The sequence below is a fragment of the Acinetobacter sp. YH12227 genome (genome assembly GCF_013417785.1).
In the GTDB taxonomy this organism is placed as follows: Bacteria; Pseudomonadota; Gammaproteobacteria; order Pseudomonadales; family Moraxellaceae; genus Acinetobacter; species Acinetobacter gandensis.
On sequence record NZ_VPDH01000049.1, the window covers coordinates 1 to 23,958 of the forward strand.

Below are 23,958 nucleotides of genomic sequence, written 5' to 3' on the forward strand. Positions count from 1 at the left end.
ATGAGAAAGCCCATATAAATGGGTAATGTACAAGTTGCTGTAGAAGCATGTTTAATTCGTCTGATCACAGATACTTTATAAAGTATTTTAATACTTTTTTGAATCCGTCAATGCGTAAGTCCTATATATTTTAACTGCGACGTTTTTAACTTTGGCTTTGGTGGGTTGCGCAGATAAAAAAGCGCCATCAGAACAAAATGTTGCAACAGAATCAACGACGGCAACTGCACAAACAAACGATGTTGCAGTAGCTCAAGATGAGCAAGTGATTCACTTCACAGGGCCACAAGATCTAACCCTTGAGTTAAAAACCAAAGATAATTTTGAAACTGCGCAATTGACTGATAATTCTGATCGTGTATATGAATTGAAACGAGCAGTTTCAGGAAGTGGTGTACGACTTGCCAATGATCAAGGGGTTTCAATTCACTTTAAGAACTTTAATGGTGTCAATGAAGGCACAGTTGAATTAGTAAAAGACAAGCCAATTAGCATAAAAGAATTTGTTACTGAGAAAGCAAAGTAATCATAAAAAAGACTATAAAAAAAAGACCGCTTCGGCGGTCTTTTTTTTATAGTCTTTTTTATAGAGTCATCAAACTCAACTTAAAACTTAGTAGTCAAAGCTAAAGTGTTCAGCTGCTAGTGATGTCATGGTCTTAGATGGATTTACCATGGCTTCAGCATGACCTTGTGAGCGAGGAAGCATACGTTCAAAGTAGAAATCAGCCACTTTAATTTTCGCTTTATAGAACTCTGGAACTTCAGCACCATTACCTTCTGCTAATTTCTCAGAAGCAACCGCAGCTTGTTGAGCCCAGAAGTAAGCCATCATCACATAACCAGAGAACATTAAGAAGTCTACAGATGCAGAAGAAACGATGTCACGGTCTTTACGTGCAGCAAGCATGATACGAACAGTTAAAGCATTCCACTGTGCGCAAAGTTTTGTAAGATCCCAAGCAAAACGACGCATGTATTTGTTACGCGCATGTTGACCACAGAATTTTAAAATTTCAGCAGTATAGTCGCGGATTACTTTACCTTTAGAGGTTAGTAATACTTTACGACCGATTAAGTCAAGGGCTTGAACGCCAGTTGTACCTTCGTAAAGGGTGGAGATACGTGAGTCACGAACGATTTGTTCCATGCCCCATTCTTTGATGTAACCATGACCGCCGTAAACTTGCATACCGTGGTTTGCAGCTTCATAACCCAATTCAGTCAAGAAGCCTTTAAGAATTGGTGTGTAGAAACCTAAGTGGTCATCATGTGCTTCAAAAGCTGCTGTATCACCGCGGGTTAAAGCGTCTGTCATTTTGTCCGCAATTTGCGCAGCATAGTAAATCATTGAACGGCCGCCTTCAGCGATCGCTTTTTGCGTTAATAACATACGGCGTACGTCTGCATGGTGAATAATCGCATCCGCTACTTTTTCAGGGTCTTTTTTACCTGAAAGGGCACGCATTGACATACGTTCTTTGGCATATGGAAGAGCACCTTGGAATGCCAATTCAGCATGAGCAATACCTTGGATTGCTGTACCAATACGTGCTGTGTTCATGAATGTGAACATGGCATGTAGGCCTTTATGCTTTTCGCCAATCAAATAACCGATAGCGTTGTCAAAGTTCAATACCGCCGTTGCCGAAGCACGGATCCCCATTTTGTGTTCAATCGAACCACACGTTACAGGATTGCGTTCGCCCACAGTACCATCTGCATTCACAAGGAATTTTGGAACGATGAACAATGAAATGCCTTTTGTACCTGCAGGTGCATCTGGAAGACGTGCAAGAACGATATGTACGATGTTCTCTGTTAAATCGTGTTCACCCGCTGAGATGAAGATTTTTGTGCCAGAAATTGCATAGCTACCGTCTGCTTGAGGCTCTGCTTTAGATTTTACTTGACCTAAGTCAGTACCACATTGTGGCTCAGTTAAGCACATTGTGCCTGACCAAGTACCCGCAACAAGGTTTGGTAAATATTGGTTTTTCTGTTCATCCGTACCGAACTGAAGGATGGTATTGATACAACCCACGCTTAGGCCTGGATACATTTGGAAAGACCAGTTTGCTGTACCCATCATTTCAGATTTGATTAAGTTCAGTGATTGCGGAAGATTTTGACCACCAAACTCTTCAGGGAAAGAAAGACCTTGCCAGCCGCCTTGTACAAACTGGTCATACGCTTCTTTGAAACCCTTTGGTGTTTTTACATCGCCATTTTCAAAATGACAGCCTTCTTCATCACCAGTTTGGTTTAATGGAGAGAGGATATTTTCACAAAAATCAGCAGCACCTTCTAAAATCATATCTACCGTATCAGCATCGGCTGCTTCACCGTTAGAAAGCGATTTGTAGTGCGCAGGGTAATCGAGCACTTCGTTCATCAAGAAGCGAATGTCATGTAAGGGCGCTTTATATGCAGGCATAGTCTTAATCCTAATTTCGAAATTTTTTTGGATTATCTGTATTGATGATTTGATTATTCATATTTGGTAGAAAAAATCATTGATGAATGAGCCTTTAAAAAATGTCAGAAAGGCGAATTGTAATATTAAACCAACAAGTGAAAAGTAAAGTTCTGCTAGACTTTGAGTTGATCTTTTGATCAATAATTTCTTTTAATAAATCATAAAGAACATAGGTTCTCAGCGAATATTATGCGTTTAAAATATATAACACTTTGTTTATTAGGTTTGAGTATTAGTGGGTGTACTCAACATGTCATAAAAACCAATACTTCTGATCAGTCACTGGGGCAACAAGCTACTCAAGGCTTAAATGCGATGTTTGAAAATGCCAACTATGATATGAAAGGGCAATTTTCAATTCAGACCGATATTGAGTTTGATCAAAAATCCTCTGAGAACAAGGCAAAAACTGCTGTAAGTTCTCAACCTGAGCTTGATCCAAAACTCAAAAAACAATTGGATCAACTGATCAAAACGCAAAAAATTCCATTTAGTCAAAAAGAAAAGAAACTGCTATATCAAGCAATTGCAAATGAATCTATTCCGCCTTCAGCTCGATACTATGATGAGGATGAAAGTGCTTCTCCACAGTCGAAAATTGCTCAGTCACTTGTCAATGTTTTGAACGACTTACAGTTTAGCTATAGCGGTTCAGTTCATTTTAGAGAAAAGCTGGCAGCACTCACACTTCAATTAAGCTATCAAAAGCCGACATTGCAGGTGAATGCACAGTTGCCTATGATTTTTGATTTTGATGATTATAAGTTTTACACCAATTATTTTGCATTCATGCCATTTATGGTGAATCGTGAAAGTCAGGATCGATTGGCTTATGTTGATTTTTCAAAGCATAAAGAGGCTTTGGCTCAATATAACTTGAAAAAATTTGCTGACTACTTAAAACAAATGAATGCACTGCCGTACTTATTGGCAGAACAGAATCAAGTCAAAAGTATCGATTTAAGCCGTGATGAAAAAAATGCTGGTTTAATTAAAAAGATTCGCTATGTCGGCGATGTTGATACGGTATATACCCAGCTTGAACTCTTTGATTATGTCAATGCACGCTATTACACCTCTCAAATTAAAGGTCAGCCATGGGATGACACTGAGCAAAGTGATGTGGAAGATGCGGCAGTTGATGCAACAGCGGCGGAATCTGCCATGGAAGCAGCCGAAGAAGCAACAAGAGCTGCCGCAGCGGCTGCTGACGCGAGTGAAGAGGGGGATGAAGACGAAGCTTATGCATCTGTACAACGTGTCAATGAATTGGTTAATGCAAAAATTCATAATGCGATGTACCACGGACATGATCAGGATGATGAGCAGGAATATGCAGCATCGGAAGTAACAGAAGCTGTAATCGATGCAGAAAGCGCTTATGCAACTGCGGCTGCAACGGACTATGATGAAGAAAGTGAAGAAGCACATGATGCTACTGCAGCCTATGCAGAAAGCGATGAAGATGAGGAAAGCGCCAATAACCTGTCTGAGGAAGTGTGCCAGGCCTTGATCAAAACTAAGCAGGTACCGATTGGTAAAGTCACGCTTTGCCAAGACTACCAAGATATTCGCGTTATTCCATTGCAGGAAGAGTCTGCTCAGTTAGCATCTGAGGCAGAAGAGTCAGACACGGAAGCTGTTTCTGTAGATGCAGTTGAACAATTAAAACCTGTTTTTCAGCAATATCAAACTGAACAACTGGTGGATGCAAAACAGTTCCAACAATTATGGCAAAAGCATCAGCCGGAAATTCAACAGGCTTTAAATACTAAAGATAAAGTATCTTCAACACTGGTCATGGATGTGGGTTTAGAGAAAAAAGGACGTGTCCAAACGATTGATTATAATATGGCATTTTCTGAACCGCGTTTAGGTCAGTTGAAGCTAAAAAGTACCAATCAAATTTTGAATTATGGCAATGCAAGTGCGATTGATCGTCAAGCGATGAAGCAAGCGAAGTCGATTCAGGATGTGAGTAAGGGTTCATTATTTGAAAGTATGTTGAATGGCTTACTTTCACCGATCACTAGACAGGACCCTAATATAGAGGAAGCAGAAACGGCATCGGTTGACGAAATCAGTGAAGCAAATGAAGAAATCGAATTACCAGAGTATTTAAGTACTGTCGCGCTAAACAGCTATAAACGCCATCAATCAGAGTTAAAAGCGTATCAAGCGGCTTTTGCAGTGGCCTTTGCTAATTACCGAGCTCAGTATGTACGTTATTACTCAGCAAATGACTTGAATGAAATTTCAGAAGTTTATGCTTACCGATTTGCTGAGGGTTTAAAAGAGCCGACAGGTCAGGCTTTGAAGCGTTTAAATCAATTACGTGATAAACATGCTTTACATCGCTATCAGGACTTTGATGATTTAGGTTCTTCAGTCAATTATTATGTTCAATCTGGGATTGGTGAGTATAAAGGTCAGGCTGAGTGGACGCAGCTAAAAAAAACCTATAAAACCAAACAAGCCATTTTTGCGCATTTGTATCAGAAAAACTTTTTAGAAAATTATGAACTTGATCCCGCTGAAAAAGCGCAATTAGTCAAAGCTGCACAAATTTATGCACGAGCATTTGTCGACGATACCAACGGTAAATTGTCAGAAGCGTCGCTGCAAGGTTTAGCTGCGGAACATGAAGAGTTGTTTAGCCAGTCTGTTTATTATGAAACCTATAAAACTGTGCAAAAACACATGAAATAAGTTAGACAATAAAAAAAAGAACCTCTATTGAGGTTCTTTTTTGTTTATTCATTCAAACGGATGAATTAGAGAAAATCTTTTAAGTTAGGTTTTACCCCGTTCCAAATGGAAAAGGACTCAATCGCTTGTCCTACCAGCATACCGAAACCTTCTGAAGTCGGTACATGACGCGCTTTGGCTTGATCTAAAAATGTAGAAGGTTTGCCATAGGCCATTTCATAGGCATGATTGAACTGAAGACTGTCAGGTAGAACCAAAGCGTCTCCGCTTAGACTTGCTGAAGTTGCATTAATGACGATATCAAATTGACCGGATAAATCTGTGAGTGCAATAGCTTCTAATTCTGCATTTGTTACGGATGCTTTCAAGTCTGCAACCAATTGTTCAGCACGGGCTAAGGTACGGTTCGCAATTACAATTTTTTTTGCGCCAGCTTGTACCAATGGATAAATTACACCACGAGTAGCACCGCCTGCGCCAATAATAAGTAAGTCGGTCTGTTCAAGTGACCAATCTAAAGCGCGAATTGCATCGACCAAGCCTTGGCCGTCAGTGTTATCACCATGCAATTGGCCATCCTGCATCCAAAGCGTATTTACTGCTCCAGCAATTTTTGCGCGTTCAGTCAATACTGCACATTGGGCATAGGCTTGTTCTTTAAACGGGACGGTGACATTCATGCCGATACCGCCTTCGCGAAAGAAGCTTTCAACGCTGTTTTGGAATCCATCAAGGGGAGCAAGTCGTTTGCTGTACTGAATGTCGAGCCCTGTTTTTTTGGCAAAGGCGTGATGAAGTTCAGGGGAACGTGATTGTTCAATCGGGTTGCCAATCACGGCAAATTGTTTGCTCATTACACTGCATCCATGTCGGAACGAAAAGTGCAGATAATATACGCCAAAATCAATACTGCCAGAAGTTTAGCGGGGATATTTGCGAAAATATTGCAGTGCTTTAAGGATTGCAGATATCTAAAATTGTGTGAATTAATATCGTCGCCGTACTAAACACCAGACCGATTAAAGCAATCACCATGAAACCGATGGCAAGGTTATCGTTGAGTGAGGTCTCTGAAAATATATTGGTACTGATTGCGCTGATTAACACCACAACAAAGCTCCAAAACACCAAAGTACGTGCACGAATGGTTTTTTTATTGAGTGTTTGAGATGGCATTTATGTTGTACTCCATATTGGAAAATTACAGCAATCAGTTTAGTCGCTTGTCATATAACAGGGTAGCGTGAAGCTGTGTGATTCATGTGTCATTGTTGGGTATTCTGTTTACAAAGTAAATGGCTAGAAAATATTTTATTACTCAATTATTTATGAATTATTCGGTGTGAAATTTTCAATATAAAAAAAGCCTCTGAACTTCAGAGGCTTAGTTGTCTTATTTTAAAACCGTTAACCAATCTTGTGGTTTAAGATAAAAATCGGTTAATTTTTTTTCGGCAGAATTTTCTTCCCATTCAGGACGATATGACCAGCCTGCTAAAGGTGGCATGCTGACCAAAATGGATTCAATGCGACCACCAGTTTGTAATCCAAACAATGTGCCACGGTCATACACTAAGTTATATTCGACATAACGGCCACGACGGTACAGTTGGAAGTCGCGTTGTGCTTCGGTATATGATTTATCTTGGTTCTTTTTAAAAATAGGCAAAATTGCATCTAGGTAGCCATTACCCACGGCTTGCATATATTGGAAGCAAGTTTCAAAGTCCCATTGATTTAAATCATCAAAGAATAGACCACCGACGCCACGTTGCTCATCACGATGCTTTAAATAGAAATAATCGTCACACCATTTCTTATGTTCTGCGTAAACCTTATCGCCAAACGGAGCGCAGAGATCATGAGCAGTTTGATGCCAAGACAATACATCTTCATCATTTGGATAATACGGAGTGAGGTCAAAACCGCCGCCAAACCACCAAATTGGATCTTGACCTTCTTTTTCAGCCACGAATAAACGGATATTGGCATGTGAAGTGGGTACATTGGGATTTTTAGGATGGATCACCAATGAAACCCCCATGGCTTGAGCTTTAGCACCAGCAATGGCCGGGTGACGCTCAGTTGCGGAAGCAGGTAGTTTGGAAATATTGATGTGTGAAAACATCACACCGCCTTTTTCAATCACTGTGCCATTTTGCAGCACACGTGAGCGGCCACCACCACCCTCGGGGCGTTCCCAATCATCAATTACAAATTCAGCATTTCCACCGCCAGCGCGTTCTTGCTGTTCCAAAGCGGCACAAATACGTGCCTGTAAATCACGCAGGAATTCATCTACACGTTGTATATCGGCTGAAGTTGGATTCTTCATTCTGACCTGTATAAAAATAATTAAATGATATTGTCCATCAAAGCATAAAACGCTGCAAAACTTAAGGTCTTTTTCCCAATATTGAGCATCGGTTACGCCGTATGGTCAGCTTAAATTAAAGCAATATTTGACGAAAATAGCCTAGATATTCCGACTAAGTTGCTTGGTTGAATTCAAAGCAGAAGCTCCGCACAATAATCATAGGCAGATTCAATTGGAATCTCATTGATCGAAATGGTGCATCTATGTCTCAGCAGGCGAATTCCTTAATTCAAAAATATAATGTACCAGGCCCACGCTATACCAGTTACCCAACCGTACCGTACTGGGAAGAGCAGGCGTTTTCATTAGCATTGTGGAAACAGGGTTTAAAAAAATCGTTTGACGAGTCGAATCAAAGTGAAGGCATTAGTCTTTATATTCATCTGCCGTTTTGTGAAAGTTTATGTACTTTTTGCGGTTGTCATAAAAAAGTCACCAAAAAACATGAGATGGAACAACCCTATATCCAAGCAGTCTTAAAAGAATGGGCGTTATATTGTGATGTTTTGGTGGATAAACCCAATATTAAAGAGATTCACTTGGGCGGCGGTACGCCCACCTTTTTCTCACCTGAGCATTTAACACAACTGATTCAAGGCATTTTGTCCAAAGCAAATGTGGCAGAGCAGCATGAATTTAGTTTCGAAGGCCATCCGAACAATACCACACGTGAGCATTTACAAGCTTTGTATGATTTGGGCTTTCGTCGCGTGAGCTATGGCGTGCAGGACTATAATGAAAAAGTGCAAAAAGCCATTCATCGGATACAACCTTTTGAGCATGTGGAACAAGTCACGCAGTGGGCGCGGGAGATTGGCTATACCTCAATTTCACATGACTTGGTATTTGGTCTGCCTTTTCAAGATTTAATGGATGTGTTGCACACGATTAATCAGACCAATCGTTTGATGCCTGATCGTTTGGCTTTTTATAGTTATGCGCATGTGCCGTGGATTAAGGGCAATGGACAGCGTGGTTTTAAAGATGCTGATGTACCAAAAGATGAGTTAAAACGTCAATGTTATGAAGAAGGCAAAAAGCAGCTCTTGGCACATGGGTATCATGAAATTGGAATGGACCATTTTGCTGTAGAAAAAGATGCAATGTATCAGGCTTTTCAACAGGGCAGTTTACATCGTAACTTTATGGGTTATACCGCTTCTAAAACCCAAGTCATGATCGGACTGGGCTTATCTTCAATTAGTGATAGTTGGTATAGCTTCGCGCAAAATGAAAAGAAAATTGAAGACTATTATGCGCGTTTAGAGGAAAACCAAATTCCTGTTTATCGAGGTCATGTGCTGACTGAAGAAGACTTGATTATCCGTAAACATATTCTGAATTTGATGTGTACATTCCATACTTCTTGGGCAAACACAGACATGCAATTTCCGGAAATTGATGAAGTGGTTGCACAATTAACAGAAATGCAGGCAGATGAATTATTAGAGTTAGGTGATCAAAGCATCCAAATTACCGAAAAAGGCAAACCTTTTGTACGTAATATCTGTATGGCCTTTGATTTAAGGTTAAAGCGCCGTGTACCTGAAAATCGTATTTTTTCGATGACGATTTGAATCTCCCCTAACCCCCTCTTTATTAAAGAGGGGAAAGCTTCCCTTTTGTAAAAGGAGGCTTGGAGAGATTAATTTATGGAGAATTTAAAGGACTTTTAAAAATCATCTTTTTGATACATATGAGACATACGATCGTGTTTGGTTTTTAAATATTGTTCATTGAATGGATTCAAGCCCACAGTCAGCGGTACACGATCAACGACATCAACGCCTTGTTCTTGCAATGCTTCAATTTTTAATGGGTTATTGGTAATCAATCGTACCTGTTGAATATTCAAATGCTTGAGCATGATTGGACACATGTCATAACGACGAGCATCAGCAGGTAAATTCAATAGTAAATTGGCATCGACAGTATCATGGCCTTGGTCTTGTAAGGCATAAGCACGGATTTTATTGGTTAAGCCAATGCCTCGACCTTCTTGGCGTAAATATAAAATCACGCCTTGGCCTGCTTCATTAATCAGTTTTTGTGTTGCTTGTAGTTGTGGGCCACAGTCACATTTTAGCGAAGCGAAGGCGTCACCAGTGAGGCACTCGGAATGAATACGCACTAAAACAGGTTCAGTGGGTGCTTGTTCTAGTCCTTTAGAGAGTGCTACATGTTCTTCGCCGGTTTCAGGATCCTGAAAAACCGTAATATTGAATTCACCAAAAGCGGTCGGTAATCTTGACGTTGCGACAAATTCTATAGGCACTGCTTAACCCGTTTATTCGATTATAAATTGGCTAAAGTATAGCGTAATGCTTGGACATTGGTAGAATTGCAACGATGAATTTATGCAGAACATTTTCTTTTTTGTATAAAGCGAACGATAATAGTTGATAAATAGGAAGATTATTCAGGATAATCTGACTCATTCAAAATCTCCCACTACGAGATCATTGCTTAAAATTACATCGCTAGAAGTTTGGCTGATTGTAAGGTGATACAATTCGACGATATGATCGAGTAACCCATTTAGACCGAGCTTAGGATTTGCCAGGCTTTAGAAGGCTTTGCCACATTATGCTGTATACAGAAATACCATCTCAACGCCCTGTAACTCCGTTGCTGGATACGATTCAACATCCGCAACAATTACGTGTACTCGAGCGCAGCCAGTTAGAACAAGTGGCGGATGAGTTACGTCAATTTATTTTGTATGCGGCCGGACAAAGTGGTGGGCATTTTGGTGCCAATTTAGGTGTGATTGAGCTCACGGTGGCTTTGCACTACTGTTTCAATACGCCTGACGATCGTTTAATTTGGGATGTTGGTCATCAAGCTTATCCACACAAAGCCTTAACTGGTCGTCGTGAACAGTTGGTGACAATTCGTGCAAAAGATGGTCTAGCCGCATTTCCAGCACGTGAAGAGTCTGAATTTGATACCTTTGGGGTAGGGCATTCGTCGACTGCGATTTCTGCGGGTTTAGGCATGTCTTTAGCACGTCGTTTTAAACAAGATCCTTGTCATGTGGTAGCAATTGTGGGTGATGGTGCCATGACAGCAGGTATGGCCTTTGAAGCCATGAATGATGCTGTGGCGCACAACGCTGACCTCATGGTGGTATTGAACGACAATGATATGTCGATTTCATGCAGCACAGGTGGTTTTGCTAAACATTTAGCAGCAATTTGGGAAAGTGGTCAATCTGTTAATATCTCGGAAGATGGCGAAGCGTTTGTGCAGCCACATCCTGAATGGACCTATAACTCCCGTTTACACAGTGCAGCAACAGATGCTGCGGACAATTTATTTAAAGCGATTGGTTTTGACTATTTTGGTCCATTTGATGGCCACGATGTAACACAACTCAGCCATGTTTTTGATGCATTGAAAAAGCGTAAAGGGCCACGCTTAGTTCATGTGTATACCAAAAAAGGCAAAGGCTTTGCACCAGCTGAAGCAGACCAAATTAAATACCATGCGATTAGCAAATTAGATGCACCCGCTTCAACAAGTACCGCACCGAAATATTCGGATATCTTCGGGCAATGGTTATGTGACGAGGCGGCTCAGGATAATCGTTTATTGGCAATCACCCCTGCGATGTGCGAAGGCTCAGGCATGGTCAAATTTGCTAAACAATATCCAGAGCGTTTCTTTGATGTCGCGATTGCTGAACAGCATGCTGTTACGCTTGCAGCAGGTATGGCATGTGAAGGGGTTAAGCCGGTTGTCGCTATTTATTCTACATTCCTGCAACGTGGTTATGATCAACTGATTCACGATGTAGCATTACAAAATTTAGATGTCACTTTTGGCATCGATCGTGCTGGTTTGGTGGGTGAAGATGGCCCGACACATGCCGGTGCATACGATTACGCCTTTATGCGTACCGTCCCGAATATGGTGATTATGGCACCTAAAGACGAAAATGAATGTCGTCAAATGTTGCATACTGCTTACCTTTATAAAGGTCCTGCCGCAGTTCGTTATCCGCGTGGTAATGGCCTGGGGGTTGAAATTCAACAGAATATGGTTGAACTTGAAATTGGGCGTGGCGAAATCTTGGCAAGTTTTAATATTCAGCAAGATGCAACAATTTCAATTTTAGCATTTGGTAGCCGTGTTCAGGCAGCGGTTGAGGCGGCTGAAGTATTGGCTGAAAAACTGGATGTTGCAGTTCGTGTGGTAAACATGCGTTTTGTAAAACCATTAGATACTCAGTTAATCGACCAAATTGCAGATTCAACTCATCTGTTTGTCACTGTTGAAGAACATGCGGTGATGGCCGGTGCGGGTAGTGCAGTGAATGAATATTTGGCGCAAGCTGGAATTGTTAAACCAATAATGAATTTAGGTTTATCTGATGAATTTATGCATCAGGCGACACACGGTCAAATGCTACAACAAGCTGGTCTTGATGCAGCAGGTATAGCAGCATCAACAGAACAATGCTGGTTAAAGCAGAGCAACAAAGCGGTTTGCTAATTTCTAATTTTTAGAAACATTTTTTACCTAAAAGCCCTTATATTTGATAAGATATAAGGGCTTTTATGCATTATTCTTTATCAGTATCTTCAAATTTGTAGTGGGTGTTCAATGGAACCTATGGTGGTTATGGCTGCGCGTGCGGCTCAATTAGTTGGTCAAGAGCTTTTAAAAGCGCATCAAAATCGTCATAAACTCGATCTACAAGTCGAAGAAAAAGGAATTGATGGTCCTGTAACGCGTGTTGACCGTTACTTGGAACAGTTGGCTATCGATACCCTACGTAAAAGCTATAAAAATCACAGCTTCCTTGGTGAGGAGTTTGGTCTACAAGAAGGTAAAGGTCACGACGCTGATTGGTGTTGGATCATTGACCCACTTGATGGCACTTTAAACTTCGTTCAAGGTGTTCCGCATTTCTGTATCTCTATCGCAGTTCAACATAAAGGTGTAACTCAACACGGTGTTATTTATGACCCTGTGAAAGATGAGTTGTTCTCTGCAAGTCGTGGCCGTGGCGCGATGATGAACCAACGCCGTATTCGTGTAAATGTAAAAGACAGCTTAGAAAATACTTTCCTTTCAGTGGGTCATGCGTATCGCAAAATTCGTAATGGTGAAGTGGTTTCTTATGCGAAAAATCATTTCAATTCATTGTTAAATGTAACTGAAGCGGGTGCGCAATATCGTCGTACGGGTTCAGCTGCATTGGATTTGGCTTATGTTGCGGCTGGCCGCTTTGATGGTTATTTCGAACTTGGTTTGAAACCATGGGACATCGCTGCAGGTGAGTTGATTGTGAAAGAAGCGGGCGGTACTGTGGTTGATGCGCGTGGTGGTAATGACTCTATGGAAAATGGTCAAGTACTTGCGTGTTCTATGAAAATGCTTAAACCATTAATGCAAGCTGTAGTTCCAGCTTGGGGTGAAGCTGCAAAATAATAGAACTCCAGATCGAGTTTATTGACGGAATAATGAAATAAAGCCCTCCATGAGAGGGCTTTATTTTGTCTAAATGGTCAAAAAAATACAGTCAAAGCCTTGTAACGAAAGGAAACTTACAAATAAATAATTTGAAGTTGACTAAAACAGGTGACATTTAAAAACTTTCTGCTATAATCGCCGAACGCACTAAATTTCGTTCATTACCTGAACATTCTCTTCTATCATTGTGTATGCGCGTCCGGTCCAAAGAGAGGACGATATTTCGCGCCCCACCCAATCGCTAAGCGATTCCTTCAGGTTGCGGCTGTAATCATGTGTGCGTTATACGCATCGTCGTTCTCGGATCGCCGCTGATTCTATATTTTCAGCGTTTATTGCTGTGCCGCTTTTTGCCGATGTCCATCTGAATTTATTATTTTTAATGGAGCACCCATTTTCCGGGTGAAATACTCTATGAGCAAAACTTTTGCTGATTTTCCTTTACATGAGTCGTTACAACTGGCACTACAAGGTTTAGGTTTTACTACACCAACTCCAGTGCAAGAACAATCTATTCCGGCTGCATTAGAAGGCAATGACCTTCTTGTATCAAGCCAAACAGGTTCTGGTAAAACAGCTGCATTCTTACTCCCAACTGTGAATGCTTTGGCTGAACAAGACACATTGATGTCTTTCAAAGAGCGCATGAAAGCGGTAACTGCACCGTCAATTCTTGTGCTTTGCCCAACACGTGAATTAGCTCAACAGGTGAGCCAAGACGCGATTGCTTTGGTACGTCACATGAAAGGTGTTCGTATTGCTGCGATCATGGGTGGTATGCCTTTCGGTAAGCAAATCCAACAGCTTAAAGGTGCACAAGTTGTTGTGGCGACTCCAGGTCGTTTACTTGACCTTGTTAACCGTCGTCAAATCAAATTAGACAACGTTGATGCGTTGATCGTTGACGAAGCTGACCGTATGCTTGACTTAGGTTTCTCTGAAGACCTTGAAGCAATCAGTGATTTAGCGGCGAACCGTAAACAAACATTGATGTTCTCTGCAACATTTGCTGGCCGTATTATTACGCTTGCAGAACGTATGATGAATGATCCAGTACGTATTGCAATTGAAACTGGTCACTCTACAAATACCGACATCACTCAGACTCTTCATTGGACTGATGGTTTCGAGCACAAGAAAAAATTATTAACACACTGGTTGAACGCTGAAGATGTAGACCAAGCTGTGGTATTTGCTTCAACTCAAGAAGATACTGATATGTTGGCTGAAGAGCTAGCTGAAGCAGGTCTTTCAGTTGTAGCACTTCACGGTGCAATGCCACAAACTGTACGTAACCGTCGTTTACGCAGCATCCGTGAAGGCCGTGCAAAAATCTTAGTTGCAACTGACGTTGCTGCACGTGGTCTTGACGTTCCAACAATTTCTCACGTAATTAACTTCGGTCTTCCAATGAAGAACGAAGACTATGTACACCGTATCGGTCGTACAGGTCGTGCGGGTCGTACAGGTAACGCGATTACATTAGCAACTTACCGTGAACGCGGTAAAATCCGTGCTTTAGAAGACTTCCTAGATGCACGCTTAAACGTATCTGAAATTGAAGGTCTTGAGCCATCTCCACCTCCTGCACGTGGTAGCCGTGATGGCGCTGGTCGCGGTCGTGGTCGTGACGGTGGTCGCGGTGGTCGCGGTGGTTTCGGTGGTGGTCGTCGTTTTGAAGGCGAAAGCAACTTCAAACGTCGCGAAGGCGGTGATGATCGTCCACGTCGTAGCTATGATGACAAACCACGTGGTGACCGTCCTTCATTCGGTGGCGAAGATCGTCCACGTCGTGATTTCGGTGATCGTCCACAACGTCGTGAAGGCGGTTTCGGTGATCGTCCACAACGTTCATTCGATGATCGTCCACCACGTCGCGAAGGCGGTTTCGGTGATCGTCCACAACGTTCGTTCGATGATCGTCCAAAGCGTGACTTCGGTGACCGTCCACAGCGTTCTTTCGATGATCGTCCAAAACGTGATTTCGGTGATCGTCCTCGTTCTAACGATGATAACCGTGGCAACCGTGTAGATTACAAACCACGTGAAAATGGTTTTGGTGATCGTCCAAAACGTAGCTTCGGTGAAGACCGTCCACGTCGTGAATTTAATGGCGACCGCCCACAACGTTCATTTGATGATCGTCCAAAGCGTTTCGGCGATGATCGTCCAAAACGTTTCGGTGATGATCGTCCAAAACGTTTCGGTGATGACAAGCCACGTGGCGAACGCACTTTTGGTGAAGATCGTCCACGCCGTAAATTCAATGACTAATTGAATTTCGAAAGAAATATCGAAAAAACTGGTGGAAACACCGGTTTTTTTTTATGGTTTTAAATTAGCTTTTTTATCGGAAAAATGTATACTTGATCAAACTTTATCTATTAAATGATAATTATGAATAGCAGCCATTTATCAAATTTGCGTACGGTCATGATCGAGGTGTTTATGCCTTATATCGGTTTAACATTATTGTTGTGTAATATTATTTACTATATCTACAATTATTTTAACTAAAGCATAGCGGCTTTTCTCAGCCAGTACATGTACAATTACTTATATAAAAATAATAACCAAATACCTGATGGAATGCAGGGAACTGTCTACATTCAAAGGTAACATTTTAAACATCAATCCTTTATAGTATGCATGCTGAAAAAAATGCAGGAAAATCCTCAGCTATGAATAATCAAACGTCTTCTCAGACTCAGGCACTGATTGAAGTGAAAAACCTGAGTTTTAAACGAGGGGAGCGCGTCATTTATGACAATGTCAGTTTAAAAATTCGTCGTGGTCAAATCACTGCAATTATGGGGCCTTCGGGCACTGGTAAAACGACTTTATTACGTCTGATTGGTGGTCAATTGACACCAGATCAGGGTGAAGTGCTGCTTGATGGTCAAGATATTGCAAAAATGTCACGTCATGAACTATTTGCTGCACGTGCGCGTATGGGCATGTTGTTTCAAAGTGGTGCGCTATTTACCGATATGTCAGTGTATGAAAATGTAGCTTTTCCTATTCGAGCGCATACCAAATTAGCGGAACATTTGATTGCTGAACTTGTCGCGCTGAAATTGGAATCTGTTGGTTTACGTGGCGCAGAACAAATGATGCCTTCAGAATTGTCTGGTGGTATGAATCGTCGTGTCGCTTTGGCGCGTGCCATTGCACTTGATCCAGAACTCATCATGTATGACGAGCCATTTGCAGGACAAGATCCGATTGTGATGGGTGTATTAACAAGATTAATTCGTTCATTGCGTGAAGCACTTGATTTAACAACAATTATTGTTTCACATGATGTTGCTGAAACCTTATCGATTGCTGATTACATTTATGTCGTCGCTGAAGGTAAAGTGCAGGGTGAAGGAACGCCGGAACAATTAAAAGCGCATGCTTCGCCATTTGTGAAGCAGTTCCTCACGGGTTCTGTTGAAGGACCGGTTGATTATCAATTTAGTCATAATCCGTATTTAAATCATGAGGTCCGTTCATGAATGCTATTGCCGCTTTAGGTAGACGCGTTATTGAACGTGTTCAAGGAATTGGCGTAGCAACGATTATGCTACTACAAATTCTATTTTCGATGCCAACATGGTTGGGTGTACGTTTATTCATATACCAGATGTACCGTGTCGGTGTGCTGTCGCTGTTGATTATTGTCGTGTCAGGCTTATTTATTGGTTCTGTACTCGGTTTGCAGATGTACAGCATTCTGTCGACCTTTGGTAGTGAGGCAATGTTGGGTACTGCAGTTGCATTGACCTTACTGCGTGAACTTGCACCTGTAGTTGCAGCTTTACTATTTGCTGGTCGTGCAGGTTCTGCATTAACAGCAGAAATTGGCTTAATGAAAGCCACTGAGCAATTGTCCAGTATGGAAATGATTGGTGTTGATCCACTAAAACGTGTGATTTCACCGCGCTTATGGGCAGGTGTTTTTAGTTTACCTATGCTCTCTGTGATCTTTGCCGCGGTGGGGATTATGGGCGGTAAATTGGTCGGTGTGGATTTTCTTGGTGCAGATGAAGGTTCATATTGGAGTGGCATCGAAAATAGTGTGCAATTCTATAAAGATGTCTTCAATGGCACCATCATTAAAAGTTTTGTATTTGCATTAATTTGTACTTGGATTGCGGTGTACCAAGGCTATGCCTGTGTCCCAACATCTGAAGGTATTGCAACGTCTACAACACGTACTGTGGTGTATTCGTCGTTGTGTGTTTTAGGATCAGATTTCGTGTTGACTGCGGTCATGTTCGGAGGTATTTAATGAAATCACGTACGAGTGAACTGGCCGTTGGTTTTTTTGTCATTCTGTTTGCGATCGCAATTTTCTTCTTGGCTATGCGTGTAAGTGGCTTAGTGGGCAATAACATTGAAGATAGTTATGAATTGACTGCCACGTTTGAAAATGTAAACGGTATTAAACCCCGTGCTAAAGTGACGCTAAGTGGTGTGAAAGTTGGACAGGTTGAATCATTAAAATTAGATCCTGTGACGCGTTTGGTGACGGCACACTTAATTATGGACGGCGCTTTAACCTCTTATAATGCTGAGCAATTAAAAGAAGTACAAAAGAATACTTTAGAAGAGCTACGTTACAGTTCGGATTATGAAGCAGCACCACCAGCGCAACAAAAAGAAATGGAACAGCAACTGATTGCTAACATGAAATCCATCACCAATATCGATGAAGATGCTTACATTATGGTAGCAACCAATGGTCTATTGGGTGAGAAATATTTGAAAATTGTACCAGGGGGTGGTGTGAACTTCCTCAAACGTGGTGATCAAATTGGCAACACGCAAGGTACGATGGAAATTGAAGATTTAGTGTCGAAATTTGTGACTGGTGGTGCAGGTAACAAATCAGACAATACAGCAGATACAGAAGAAAAAACTGCGCCTGCTGAAACAGCCGATGCAGAACCTGCATTTGTTGAATAATTTAGGAGAAGTGAAGTGAACACATTGTTAAAACATACGCTTACAGCAAGCATCTTATCTACAATGATGGCAGGTACAGCTTTTGCTGCGCCGAGCGAAGCACCACCTGCGTTTGTTAAGAAAGTGGCAGACGGCTTGATTTCTCGTTTAAAAGCAGATCATGCAAAATTACAAAATAACCCAGCTGGGGTTAAAGCGATCGTGCGTCAAAATCTTGACCCGTATATTGATTCGCAAGCATTCACACGTATTGTGATGGGTACTTATGCAACGAATCAATATAGCTCTGCGGCCCAACGTGCGCAGTTTGAACGTAATTTCCGTGAAACTTTAATTGAAAATTATGGTTCTGCATTTGCTAAGTTCAGTAATCAAACTTACACCATGCGTCCTTATAAAGCATCAACCAGTAAGAACCCTGTAGTGACTATTGATTTCAATAACAATGGTGAAAAAATTCCAGTGTCTTTCCAGTTGGCTGACAAAGGTTCACAATGGAAAATCCGTAACATCAACGTTTCAGGTATCGACCTTGGTTTGCAATTCCGTAACCAGTTCGCTGCGACTGTAAAACGTAATGGCGGTAATATTGATAAAGCAATTGCAAACTTTAAGCCAGATGCTGAAGCTGCAATTGACAAGAAAAAATAAGATAGGTGATGTGTGATTAAACTTCATCAACAAGAATTAGTGGTTTCAGGCAAAATCGACTATGACAATGCTCAAGCATATTATACCGATGGTCTGAAACTGATTCAGCAACAGCAGGCTTTTCCAATGGTGGTGAATCTGGCTGAATTGGAACATGGTAGTACTTTAGCACTCGCAGTATTGGTGCGTTGGCTTCGCCAAACACCGAATGCACAAGGACTACAGTTTAAAGCGGTTCCAATGAAAATGATGAAGATTATTCAAGCCTGTCATTTAGAACATGACTTGCAGATTATCTAAATAAAAAAAGCACCGAAAGGTGCTTTTTTTATTGCTTGAAAATAGGCTTTCACAAATAAGGTAAGTTTCTCTGGCTTCGCTTTGCAGCAATATCTCAAAGCTTGATCAAATCCATTTTTTCCAGCGGAAGTAAATCAGTGGGCCAATGAAGAAAGCCAATAAAATTAAGCTGACAATGATAAAACTGGTGGTGCCATGCGCAAAAGGCAGAACATCGGTATTCATCCCGTAGACACTTGCGACCAGCATTGGAGGTGCAAGCATGCTGGGTAATATCGAGAATCGACGAATGGTATCGTTCTGTTCAGTGTTAATGAATCCAGAGGTGGTATCCAATAGGAATCGGACCTTTTGGAATAAGAAGGCATCATGTTCTACTAAGGAACGAACATCTTCGCTTAACTCTCGAATATCCGCATCATAGATATGACTGCCTAAGGCACGTGGGCGCGATAAGAAGGTCAGAACACGACGTAAATCGATTAGACACAGCTGTGCTTTCCCCAACATATCTTCTAAATGCGCTAGGCGGGTAATCATGTCATCCAAATCTAAAATCATTTCACGATGACGGTTGTTAAGCACTTCTGTGGAATACTTTTCTAAGTCCTTGTGGATATCTTCTAAGATATCCGCAAGCTCATCCAACTTCGCTTCGAGTAAACCCAGCAAAATCCAAGTGGGATCTTTATAATCAATTTCGTAGTCATTGCGACGCGCACGGGCACGAAAAGCTCGAAATGCCACAAGCTTTTCGCCACGCAATGTAAACAAGCGTTCTTTATGTAAGATAAACGCAACCGTTTGAACTGTAGCTAAAGTGCCAGAGTTTTCTTCAGGTTCACCATCAACCTGATAGTTTTTATTTTTGGTTAAAAAATAGGTGCTGATGTGTAAAATGCCATCATCATCACGATAAAATCGTGCGCTTGAAGAAATGTCTTCGAGTGATTTTAAAGTTGGTAAGTTCTGATCATAGGCATCCATGATCCATTGCTGTTCTTCTTGAGACGGTGCAATCAGATCAAGCCAAACTAAATCCTGATGTAAATCAAAGTCACCATTAATGGTGACATCTTCCAGGCTACCGCGCTCTGTGGCATAAAAGGCTTCAAGCATGTTGTCTTTTCCCCTTGCGCAGTATGTAAAAATTGAATGGGTGTATTTTAGACAAGGATTTGAGGAAATACACTGTTCTAATGATTAATTTATGAAAAAATCTGTTTTGAAGTTGATTCTTTCAGCATCCCACTCTCAATATATTGGTGATTATAAATGAAATCGATCGCAATTTTCTGTGGTTCAGCACTCGGCGCTGATCCGATCTACCTACGTACCGCACAAAATGTGGGGCGTTGTTTGGCAGAGCAGGGCATAACCTTGGTGTATGGTGGCGGTCGTTCAGGACTTATGGGTGTGGTTGCAGACAGTGCTTTAGCTGCCGGTGGTCAGGTCATTGGCGTAATTCCTCAAGTGTTAGTGACAAAGGAATTAGCGCATCCCGGTTTAACTGAATTGCATGTGGTGGAAAATATGCAGCAGCGCAAAAGCAAAATGTCTGAATTGGCGGATGGTTTTGTGGCCATGCCAGGTGGTGTTGGAACATTGGAAGAAATCTTTGAGCAATGGACATGGGCGCAGCTCGGTATTCATTTGAAACCGTGTGCATTTTTAAATGTAGATGGTTTTTATGACGATTTATTGAAATTCCTGTCTCTTACGGCAGAAAAAGGTTTTACGCATTCGCGTTTTATTGATCATCTTGTGGTCGCGGAGCATATTGAAACTGTGGTTGAGCATTTTCGAAATTTTGTTGCTCCAGAGCCTAAATGGGGCATGGTTGAAAAACCTGAACTTGCGCTTGAACTGGAAAAATAAACAATGAATGTCATTACTGTAGCCGCAGCCATCATCTTGAATGAGCAAAATGAATTACTGGTAGTGCGTAAAAAGAACACAGAATTTTTTATGCAAGTGGGTGGCAAGCTTGAGCCGAATGAAGCACCTGAATTGACTATTGTGCGTGAAATCAAAGAAGAAATAAGTTGTGATGCTGAAATTGAGCAATTTGTAGGGCGTTTTGAAACGGCTGCCGCAAATGAAGAAAATCATTTACTAGTGAGCTATGTATATGTTATTCAGCTGCATGATGCACCACAGATTGATGCCGAAATTGCTGCAATGAAATGGGTGAGACTGGATGATGTTACGACCCAACTTGCACCATTAACGCGTGAAATTGTGATGCCGTGGGTAAAGCAACATTTAGTTGAGCTAAAACCAGCTGTCAGTATGATTTAAATTTTAGCTGCAGCAAGACAGGCAATATGAATCTGCTGGCAACCCATACTTTCAAGCTGTTCGGTTAATGCTTTAACAGAGCTGCCAGTGGTCACGACATCATCAATAATGAGGACTTTGCGATAACGCGTTTGAATGCGTGAATCTATTTTGAATTGTTGATGGATACCCTCTAAGCGTTCAACACGTGAAAGCCCTTTTTGAGCATGTTGGTGCTGTCGAATGATCGGTTGCCACACGGGAGTGTTTAACTGTCTGGCAAGCTGTTGTGCAATCAGTACAGATTGGTTAAAGCCACGTTCAACTAACCGTTCCTGTGAAATTGGCATCGGTACAATCGCTTGTACACGAGGTAGTTTTTTGCAAATTAAGCTGCCTGCCAAGAGTGTCTGAAATTGTAATTGTTGTTCATATTTGAATTGTTGAATAATACGATCCATTGGATAACGATATTCGCTGGCTGCAATAATATTGAGCTCCTGTCGATGAATCATCTCTTGGTTCCATGGTAGATTGCTCCAGCAGTCCTGACAGACACTGTGTCGGTGCGCAGGACTCAGTTGGCACAGCACACAAGGTGGCTTGCCAACCAGCTTGTGTAGTCCTTGCAATAGCATATTCATCTGAGTCTACACATAAGCATAACGAGGCGCTTCGGGAAGCCAGCGTTTTAGAAGTGCATCGGCTTGGCTTGGATAGTCATTTAAGACTTGCTGCGCGACATGATGTGCTTGACTAAGTAGATGATCATCACGCTCTAGCTTCGCGACACGAAATCCCATATCGCCCGTTTGTTTTGTGCCGAGTAGTTCACCAGGGCCACGAATTTCTAAATCTTTTTCCGCAATGATAAAGCCATCATTGGTTTCACGCATAATGCGTAAACGCTCTTGTCCATTTTGTGACAAGGGGTTTTTATACAGTAGGGCGCAAAAACTGGCTTTCGCACCTCGGCCTACACGCCCGCGTAACTGATGTAATTGAGAGAGACCTAAGCGTTCCGCATTTTCAATCACCATAATCGAGGCGTTTGGGACATCCACACCGACCTCAATCACAGTCGTGGCAATCAGTAGTTGGAGTTCATTATTTTTAAATTGCTGCATCACCGCTTGTTTTTCATCAGCTTTCATTTTGCCATGTACGAGGCCAATATTCAGCGTCGGAAAACGTTCTTTAATTTCATTAAAGGTGGCTTCTGCCGCTTGGGCATCCAAAGTTTCAGATTCTTCAACTAAAGTGCAGACCCAGTAAGCTTGTTTGCCGTCTGCGCAGTTGCTAGCAATACGTTGTAAAACTTCTTCACGTCGGTCGAGTGGAATGGTAACGGTTTGAATTGGTGTACGGCCGGGAGGGAGTTCATCAATCACTGACGTATCTAAGTCACCATAGGCAGACATTGCGAGTGTACGTGGAATTGGTGTTGCGGTCATCACCAGTTGATGTGGGGTCATCCCATTTAAGCCTTTATTTCGCAGTGCTAAACGTTGATCTACCCCGAAACGATGTTGTTCATCAATAATGACTAAACCGAGTTTGGCAAATTGCACATTTTCTTGGAATAGAGCGTGTGTGCCGACAACTAAATTGGCAGAACCATCTTGAATACTGAGTTCGGCAGCCGCACGTGCTTTACCTTTTTGTTTGCCTGATAGCCATGAAACCGTCAGTCCCAGAGGCTCGAACCACTTTTTGAAATTGAGATAATGCTGTTCAGCCAAAATTTCAGTCGGTGCCATCATCGCTACTTGCCAGCCTTCTTCAAGGGCATGACAGGCAGCAACACCTGCGACCAGTGTTTTACCCGCCCCAACATCACCTTGTACCAAGCGCAGCATTGGTTTGTTTTTTTTCAAATCAACCACAATTTCTTTAGATACGCGCTTTTGAGCACCGGTCATTTCAAAGGGTAGCGTACCGAGTAATTGTTTAGCAAAATTCTTACTTGGACTAAATGAAGGTGCTTCAATTTGTTGAATATAGGCACGGCGGCTAAGTAAGCTGACTTGATGGGCAACCAATTCTTCAAAAATCAGACGTTGCTGTGCAGGGTGGGAGCCTTGGCTGAGTTGTAGCATATTGGCATCTACTGGTGGATGGTGGATATAGTCTAAAGCCTGTTTGAGGGCGAAACCATTGGTGAATTTTTGTGGTAATAATTCGGGCAGATCATCACTATAATGAGTTAATGCCTGTTTAACATATTCACGTAGTTTGGGTTGGGTCAAACCTTCAGTTGCAGGGTAAATGGCTGTGAGCTGAGTTTGTGGAAGCGGGGTATGTTCACTAATCACTTGCAGTTCAGGGTGATACATTTCTAAGCCACGCGCACCGACACGCACTTCACCAAAAATACGTAAACGGTTGCCAGGTTTGACACGATCTGTAATGCCTTTATAAATATGATAAAAGCGCATGGTGATTTTGCCAAAATCGTCGTCCAGTATTGCTGCCATTGACTTACGTTTACCTGGTGGGAAGTCGATATTTTTCACCGTACCTTCAAGTAAATAGCTGCGCCCGACAGTTAATTGGTTCATTGGAATGATCGTGCTACGATCTTCATAGTCGCGTGGTAGATGAAACAGCAGATCATCTGTAGTGAAAATATTGAGTTTTTCAAGTAATGTGGCAGAGGCCGCTCCGACCCCTTGCAACTGATGAACTGCAGCCATGTCCCCTCAACTTTGTCCGTGATTTGGTGCTA

21 protein-coding genes are annotated in these 23,958 nt (G+C 41.8%); 13 read left to right on the forward strand and 8 right to left on the reverse strand.

Features of this window, described 5'->3' with window-relative positions; all coding sequences use genetic code 11:
* The first annotated feature begins 151 nt into the window (after positions 1 to 151).
* On the forward strand, positions 152 to 526 hold the full coding sequence (locus tag FTV09_RS11405; RefSeq protein ID WP_218949738.1) for a hypothetical protein: 375 nt from the start codon (positions 152 to 154) through the stop codon (positions 524 to 526).
* 87 nt (positions 527 to 613) lie between these two features.
* Here the strand turns inward: FTV09_RS11405 and FTV09_RS11410 are convergent, their stop codons facing one another.
* Positions 614 to 2,437, reverse strand: a complete 1,824-nt coding sequence (locus FTV09_RS11410; protein ID WP_067762947.1) for an acyl-CoA dehydrogenase C-terminal domain-containing protein — start codon at positions 2,435 to 2,437, stop codon at positions 614 to 616.
* Between the two features lie 231 nt (positions 2,438 to 2,668).
* Between FTV09_RS11410 and FTV09_RS11415 the strand changes: the two genes are divergently transcribed.
* Positions 2,669 to 5,188 (forward strand): hypothetical protein, encoded by a 2,520-nt coding sequence (locus FTV09_RS11415; protein ID WP_180058370.1) that lies wholly within the window; start codon positions 2,669 to 2,671, stop codon positions 5,186 to 5,188.
* Positions 5,189 to 5,253: 65 nt separating this feature from the next.
* Here the strand turns inward: FTV09_RS11415 and aroE are convergent, their stop codons facing one another.
* The 3 genes from aroE to hemF form a co-directional block, all read right to left on the reverse strand.
* The gene (gene aroE / locus FTV09_RS11420) at positions 5,254 to 6,042 is read right to left on the reverse strand and encodes a shikimate dehydrogenase (RefSeq protein WP_180058371.1); all 789 of its coding nucleotides are present in this window, start codon (positions 6,040 to 6,042) and stop codon (positions 5,254 to 5,256) included.
* A 100-nt stretch (positions 6,043 to 6,142) separates the two neighbouring features.
* On the reverse strand, positions 6,143 to 6,364 hold the full coding sequence (locus FTV09_RS11425; RefSeq protein ID WP_180058372.1) for a hypothetical protein: 222 nt from the start codon (positions 6,362 to 6,364) through the stop codon (positions 6,143 to 6,145).
* Between the two features lie 217 nt (positions 6,365 to 6,581).
* Positions 6,582 to 7,523, reverse strand: a complete 942-nt coding sequence (hemF, locus tag FTV09_RS11430; RefSeq protein WP_067762943.1) for an oxygen-dependent coproporphyrinogen oxidase — start codon at positions 7,521 to 7,523, stop codon at positions 6,582 to 6,584.
* A 245-nt stretch (positions 7,524 to 7,768) separates the two neighbouring features.
* Here hemF and hemN point away from each other — a divergent pair, with 245 nt between their 5' ends.
* A complete protein-coding gene (hemN, locus tag FTV09_RS11435; RefSeq protein ID WP_180058373.1) occupies positions 7,769 to 9,142 on the forward strand; it encodes an oxygen-independent coproporphyrinogen III oxidase in 1,374 nt (457 codons plus the stop codon).
* A 95-nt stretch (positions 9,143 to 9,237) separates the two neighbouring features.
* On the opposite strand, the gene ribA is transcribed toward hemN, so the two are convergent.
* Entirely contained in the window at positions 9,238 to 9,840 is a 603-nt protein-coding gene (gene ribA / locus FTV09_RS11440) for a GTP cyclohydrolase II (RefSeq protein WP_067762941.1), read from the reverse strand.
* 311 nt (positions 9,841 to 10,151) lie between these two features.
* Between ribA and dxs the strand changes: the two genes are divergently transcribed.
* The 8 genes from dxs (at position 10,152) to FTV09_RS11480 (ending at position 18,950) form a co-directional block, all read left to right on the forward strand.
* Entirely contained in the window at positions 10,152 to 12,062 is a 1,911-nt protein-coding gene (dxs, locus tag FTV09_RS11445; RefSeq protein WP_180058374.1) for a 1-deoxy-D-xylulose-5-phosphate synthase, read from the forward strand.
* Positions 12,063 to 12,173: 111 nt separating this feature from the next.
* Positions 12,174 to 13,004: an inositol monophosphatase family protein gene (locus FTV09_RS11450; RefSeq protein ID WP_067762939.1), complete on the forward strand. Its 831-nt coding sequence runs from the start codon at positions 12,174 to 12,176 to the stop codon at positions 13,002 to 13,004.
* A gap of 456 nt (positions 13,005 to 13,460) precedes the next feature.
* Positions 13,461 to 15,320 (forward strand): DEAD/DEAH box helicase, encoded by a 1,860-nt coding sequence (locus FTV09_RS11455; RefSeq protein ID WP_180058375.1) that lies wholly within the window; start codon positions 13,461 to 13,463, stop codon positions 15,318 to 15,320.
* Positions 15,321 to 15,727: 407 nt separating this feature from the next.
* Positions 15,728 to 16,546, forward strand: coding sequence for an ABC transporter ATP-binding protein (locus FTV09_RS11460; RefSeq protein WP_218949739.1), 819 nt, complete (start codon positions 15,728 to 15,730; stop codon positions 16,544 to 16,546).
* Positions 16,543 to 17,322 (forward strand): lipid asymmetry maintenance ABC transporter permease subunit MlaE, encoded by a 780-nt coding sequence (gene mlaE, locus FTV09_RS11465; RefSeq protein ID WP_067762937.1) that lies wholly within the window; start codon positions 16,543 to 16,545, stop codon positions 17,320 to 17,322. Before FTV09_RS11460 ends, mlaE begins: the two co-directional genes overlap by 4 nt.
* Positions 17,322 to 17,999, forward strand: a complete 678-nt coding sequence (locus FTV09_RS11470) for an outer membrane lipid asymmetry maintenance protein MlaD (RefSeq protein WP_180058377.1) — start codon at positions 17,322 to 17,324, stop codon at positions 17,997 to 17,999. Before mlaE ends, FTV09_RS11470 begins: the two co-directional genes overlap by 1 nt.
* Before the next feature lie 15 nt (positions 18,000 to 18,014).
* Positions 18,015 to 18,650, forward strand: coding sequence for a phospholipid-binding protein MlaC (locus tag FTV09_RS11475; RefSeq protein ID WP_067762935.1), 636 nt, complete (start codon positions 18,015 to 18,017; stop codon positions 18,648 to 18,650).
* A 12-nt stretch (positions 18,651 to 18,662) separates the two neighbouring features.
* Complete coding sequence (locus tag FTV09_RS11480; RefSeq protein WP_067762934.1) at positions 18,663 to 18,950, forward strand: lipid asymmetry maintenance protein MlaB; 288 nt, start codon at positions 18,663 to 18,665, stop codon at positions 18,948 to 18,950.
* 105 nt (positions 18,951 to 19,055) lie between these two features.
* Here the strand turns inward: FTV09_RS11480 and FTV09_RS11485 are convergent, their stop codons facing one another.
* Positions 19,056 to 20,069 carry a CorA family divalent cation transporter gene (locus tag FTV09_RS11485; protein WP_067762933.1) on the reverse strand — a complete coding sequence of 338 codons (1,014 nt, stop codon included), beginning with the start codon at positions 20,067 to 20,069 and terminating at the stop codon, positions 19,056 to 19,058.
* A 156-nt stretch (positions 20,070 to 20,225) separates the two neighbouring features.
* On the opposite strand from FTV09_RS11485, the gene FTV09_RS11490 reads away from it, so the two are divergent.
* Positions 20,226 to 20,828, forward strand: a complete 603-nt coding sequence (locus FTV09_RS11490) for a TIGR00730 family Rossman fold protein (RefSeq protein ID WP_180058378.1) — start codon at positions 20,226 to 20,228, stop codon at positions 20,826 to 20,828.
* A gap of 3 nt (positions 20,829 to 20,831) precedes the next feature.
* Positions 20,832 to 21,251, forward strand: coding sequence for an NUDIX domain-containing protein (locus FTV09_RS11495; protein ID WP_180058379.1), 420 nt, complete (start codon positions 20,832 to 20,834; stop codon positions 21,249 to 21,251).
* Here the strand turns inward: FTV09_RS11495 and FTV09_RS11500 are convergent.
* Both FTV09_RS11500 and recG read right to left on the reverse strand, forming a co-directional pair.
* Positions 21,248 to 21,874: a ComF family protein gene (locus FTV09_RS11500; protein WP_180058380.1), complete on the reverse strand. Its 627-nt coding sequence runs from the start codon at positions 21,872 to 21,874 to the stop codon at positions 21,248 to 21,250. The genes FTV09_RS11495 and FTV09_RS11500 overlap by 4 nt on opposite strands.
* Positions 21,875 to 21,880: 6 nt before the next feature.
* Positions 21,881 to 23,926 (reverse strand): ATP-dependent DNA helicase RecG, encoded by a 2,046-nt coding sequence (gene recG, locus FTV09_RS11505; protein WP_180058381.1) that lies wholly within the window; start codon positions 23,924 to 23,926, stop codon positions 21,881 to 21,883.
* Positions 23,927 to 23,958 lie beyond the last annotated feature (32 nt).

What these genes read in the sequence shown, in the direction of transcription:
- FTV09_RS11410 (WP_067762947.1), bottom strand. Translation starts at nt 2,437, where the DNA reads ATGCCTGCATATAAAGCGCCCTTACATGACATTCGCTTCTTGATGAAC.
- FTV09_RS11415 (WP_180058370.1), top strand. Translation starts at nt 2,669, where the DNA reads ATGCGTTTAAAATATATAACACTTTGTTTATTAGGTTTGAGTATTAGT.
- aroE (WP_180058371.1), bottom strand. Translation starts at nt 6,042, where the DNA reads ATGAGCAAACAATTTGCCGTGATTGGCAACCCGATTGAACAATCACGT.
- FTV09_RS11425 (WP_180058372.1), bottom strand. Translation starts at nt 6,364, where the DNA reads ATGCCATCTCAAACACTCAATAAAAAAACCATTCGTGCACGTACTTTG.
- hemF (WP_067762943.1), bottom strand. Translation starts at nt 7,523, where the DNA reads ATGAAGAATCCAACTTCAGCCGATATACAACGTGTAGATGAATTCCTG.
- hemN (WP_180058373.1), top strand. Translation starts at nt 7,769, where the DNA reads ATGTCTCAGCAGGCGAATTCCTTAATTCAAAAATATAATGTACCAGGC.
- dxs (WP_180058374.1), top strand. Translation starts at nt 10,152, where the DNA reads ATGCTGTATACAGAAATACCATCTCAACGCCCTGTAACTCCGTTGCTG.
- FTV09_RS11450 (WP_067762939.1), top strand. Translation starts at nt 12,174, where the DNA reads ATGGAACCTATGGTGGTTATGGCTGCGCGTGCGGCTCAATTAGTTGGT.
- FTV09_RS11455 (WP_180058375.1), top strand. Translation starts at nt 13,461, where the DNA reads ATGAGCAAAACTTTTGCTGATTTTCCTTTACATGAGTCGTTACAACTG.
- FTV09_RS11460 (WP_218949739.1), top strand. Translation starts at nt 15,728, where the DNA reads ATGAATAATCAAACGTCTTCTCAGACTCAGGCACTGATTGAAGTGAAA.
- mlaE (WP_067762937.1), top strand. Translation starts at nt 16,543, where the DNA reads ATGAATGCTATTGCCGCTTTAGGTAGACGCGTTATTGAACGTGTTCAA.
- FTV09_RS11470 (WP_180058377.1), top strand. Translation starts at nt 17,322, where the DNA reads ATGAAATCACGTACGAGTGAACTGGCCGTTGGTTTTTTTGTCATTCTG.
- FTV09_RS11485 (WP_067762933.1), bottom strand. Translation starts at nt 20,069, where the DNA reads ATGCTTGAAGCCTTTTATGCCACAGAGCGCGGTAGCCTGGAAGATGTC.
- FTV09_RS11490 (WP_180058378.1), top strand. Translation starts at nt 20,226, where the DNA reads ATGAAATCGATCGCAATTTTCTGTGGTTCAGCACTCGGCGCTGATCCG.
- FTV09_RS11495 (WP_180058379.1), top strand. Translation starts at nt 20,832, where the DNA reads ATGAATGTCATTACTGTAGCCGCAGCCATCATCTTGAATGAGCAAAAT.
- FTV09_RS11500 (WP_180058380.1), bottom strand. Translation starts at nt 21,874, where the DNA reads ATGAATATGCTATTGCAAGGACTACACAAGCTGGTTGGCAAGCCACCT.
- recG (WP_180058381.1), bottom strand. Translation starts at nt 23,926, where the DNA reads ATGGCTGCAGTTCATCAGTTGCAAGGGGTCGGAGCGGCCTCTGCCACA.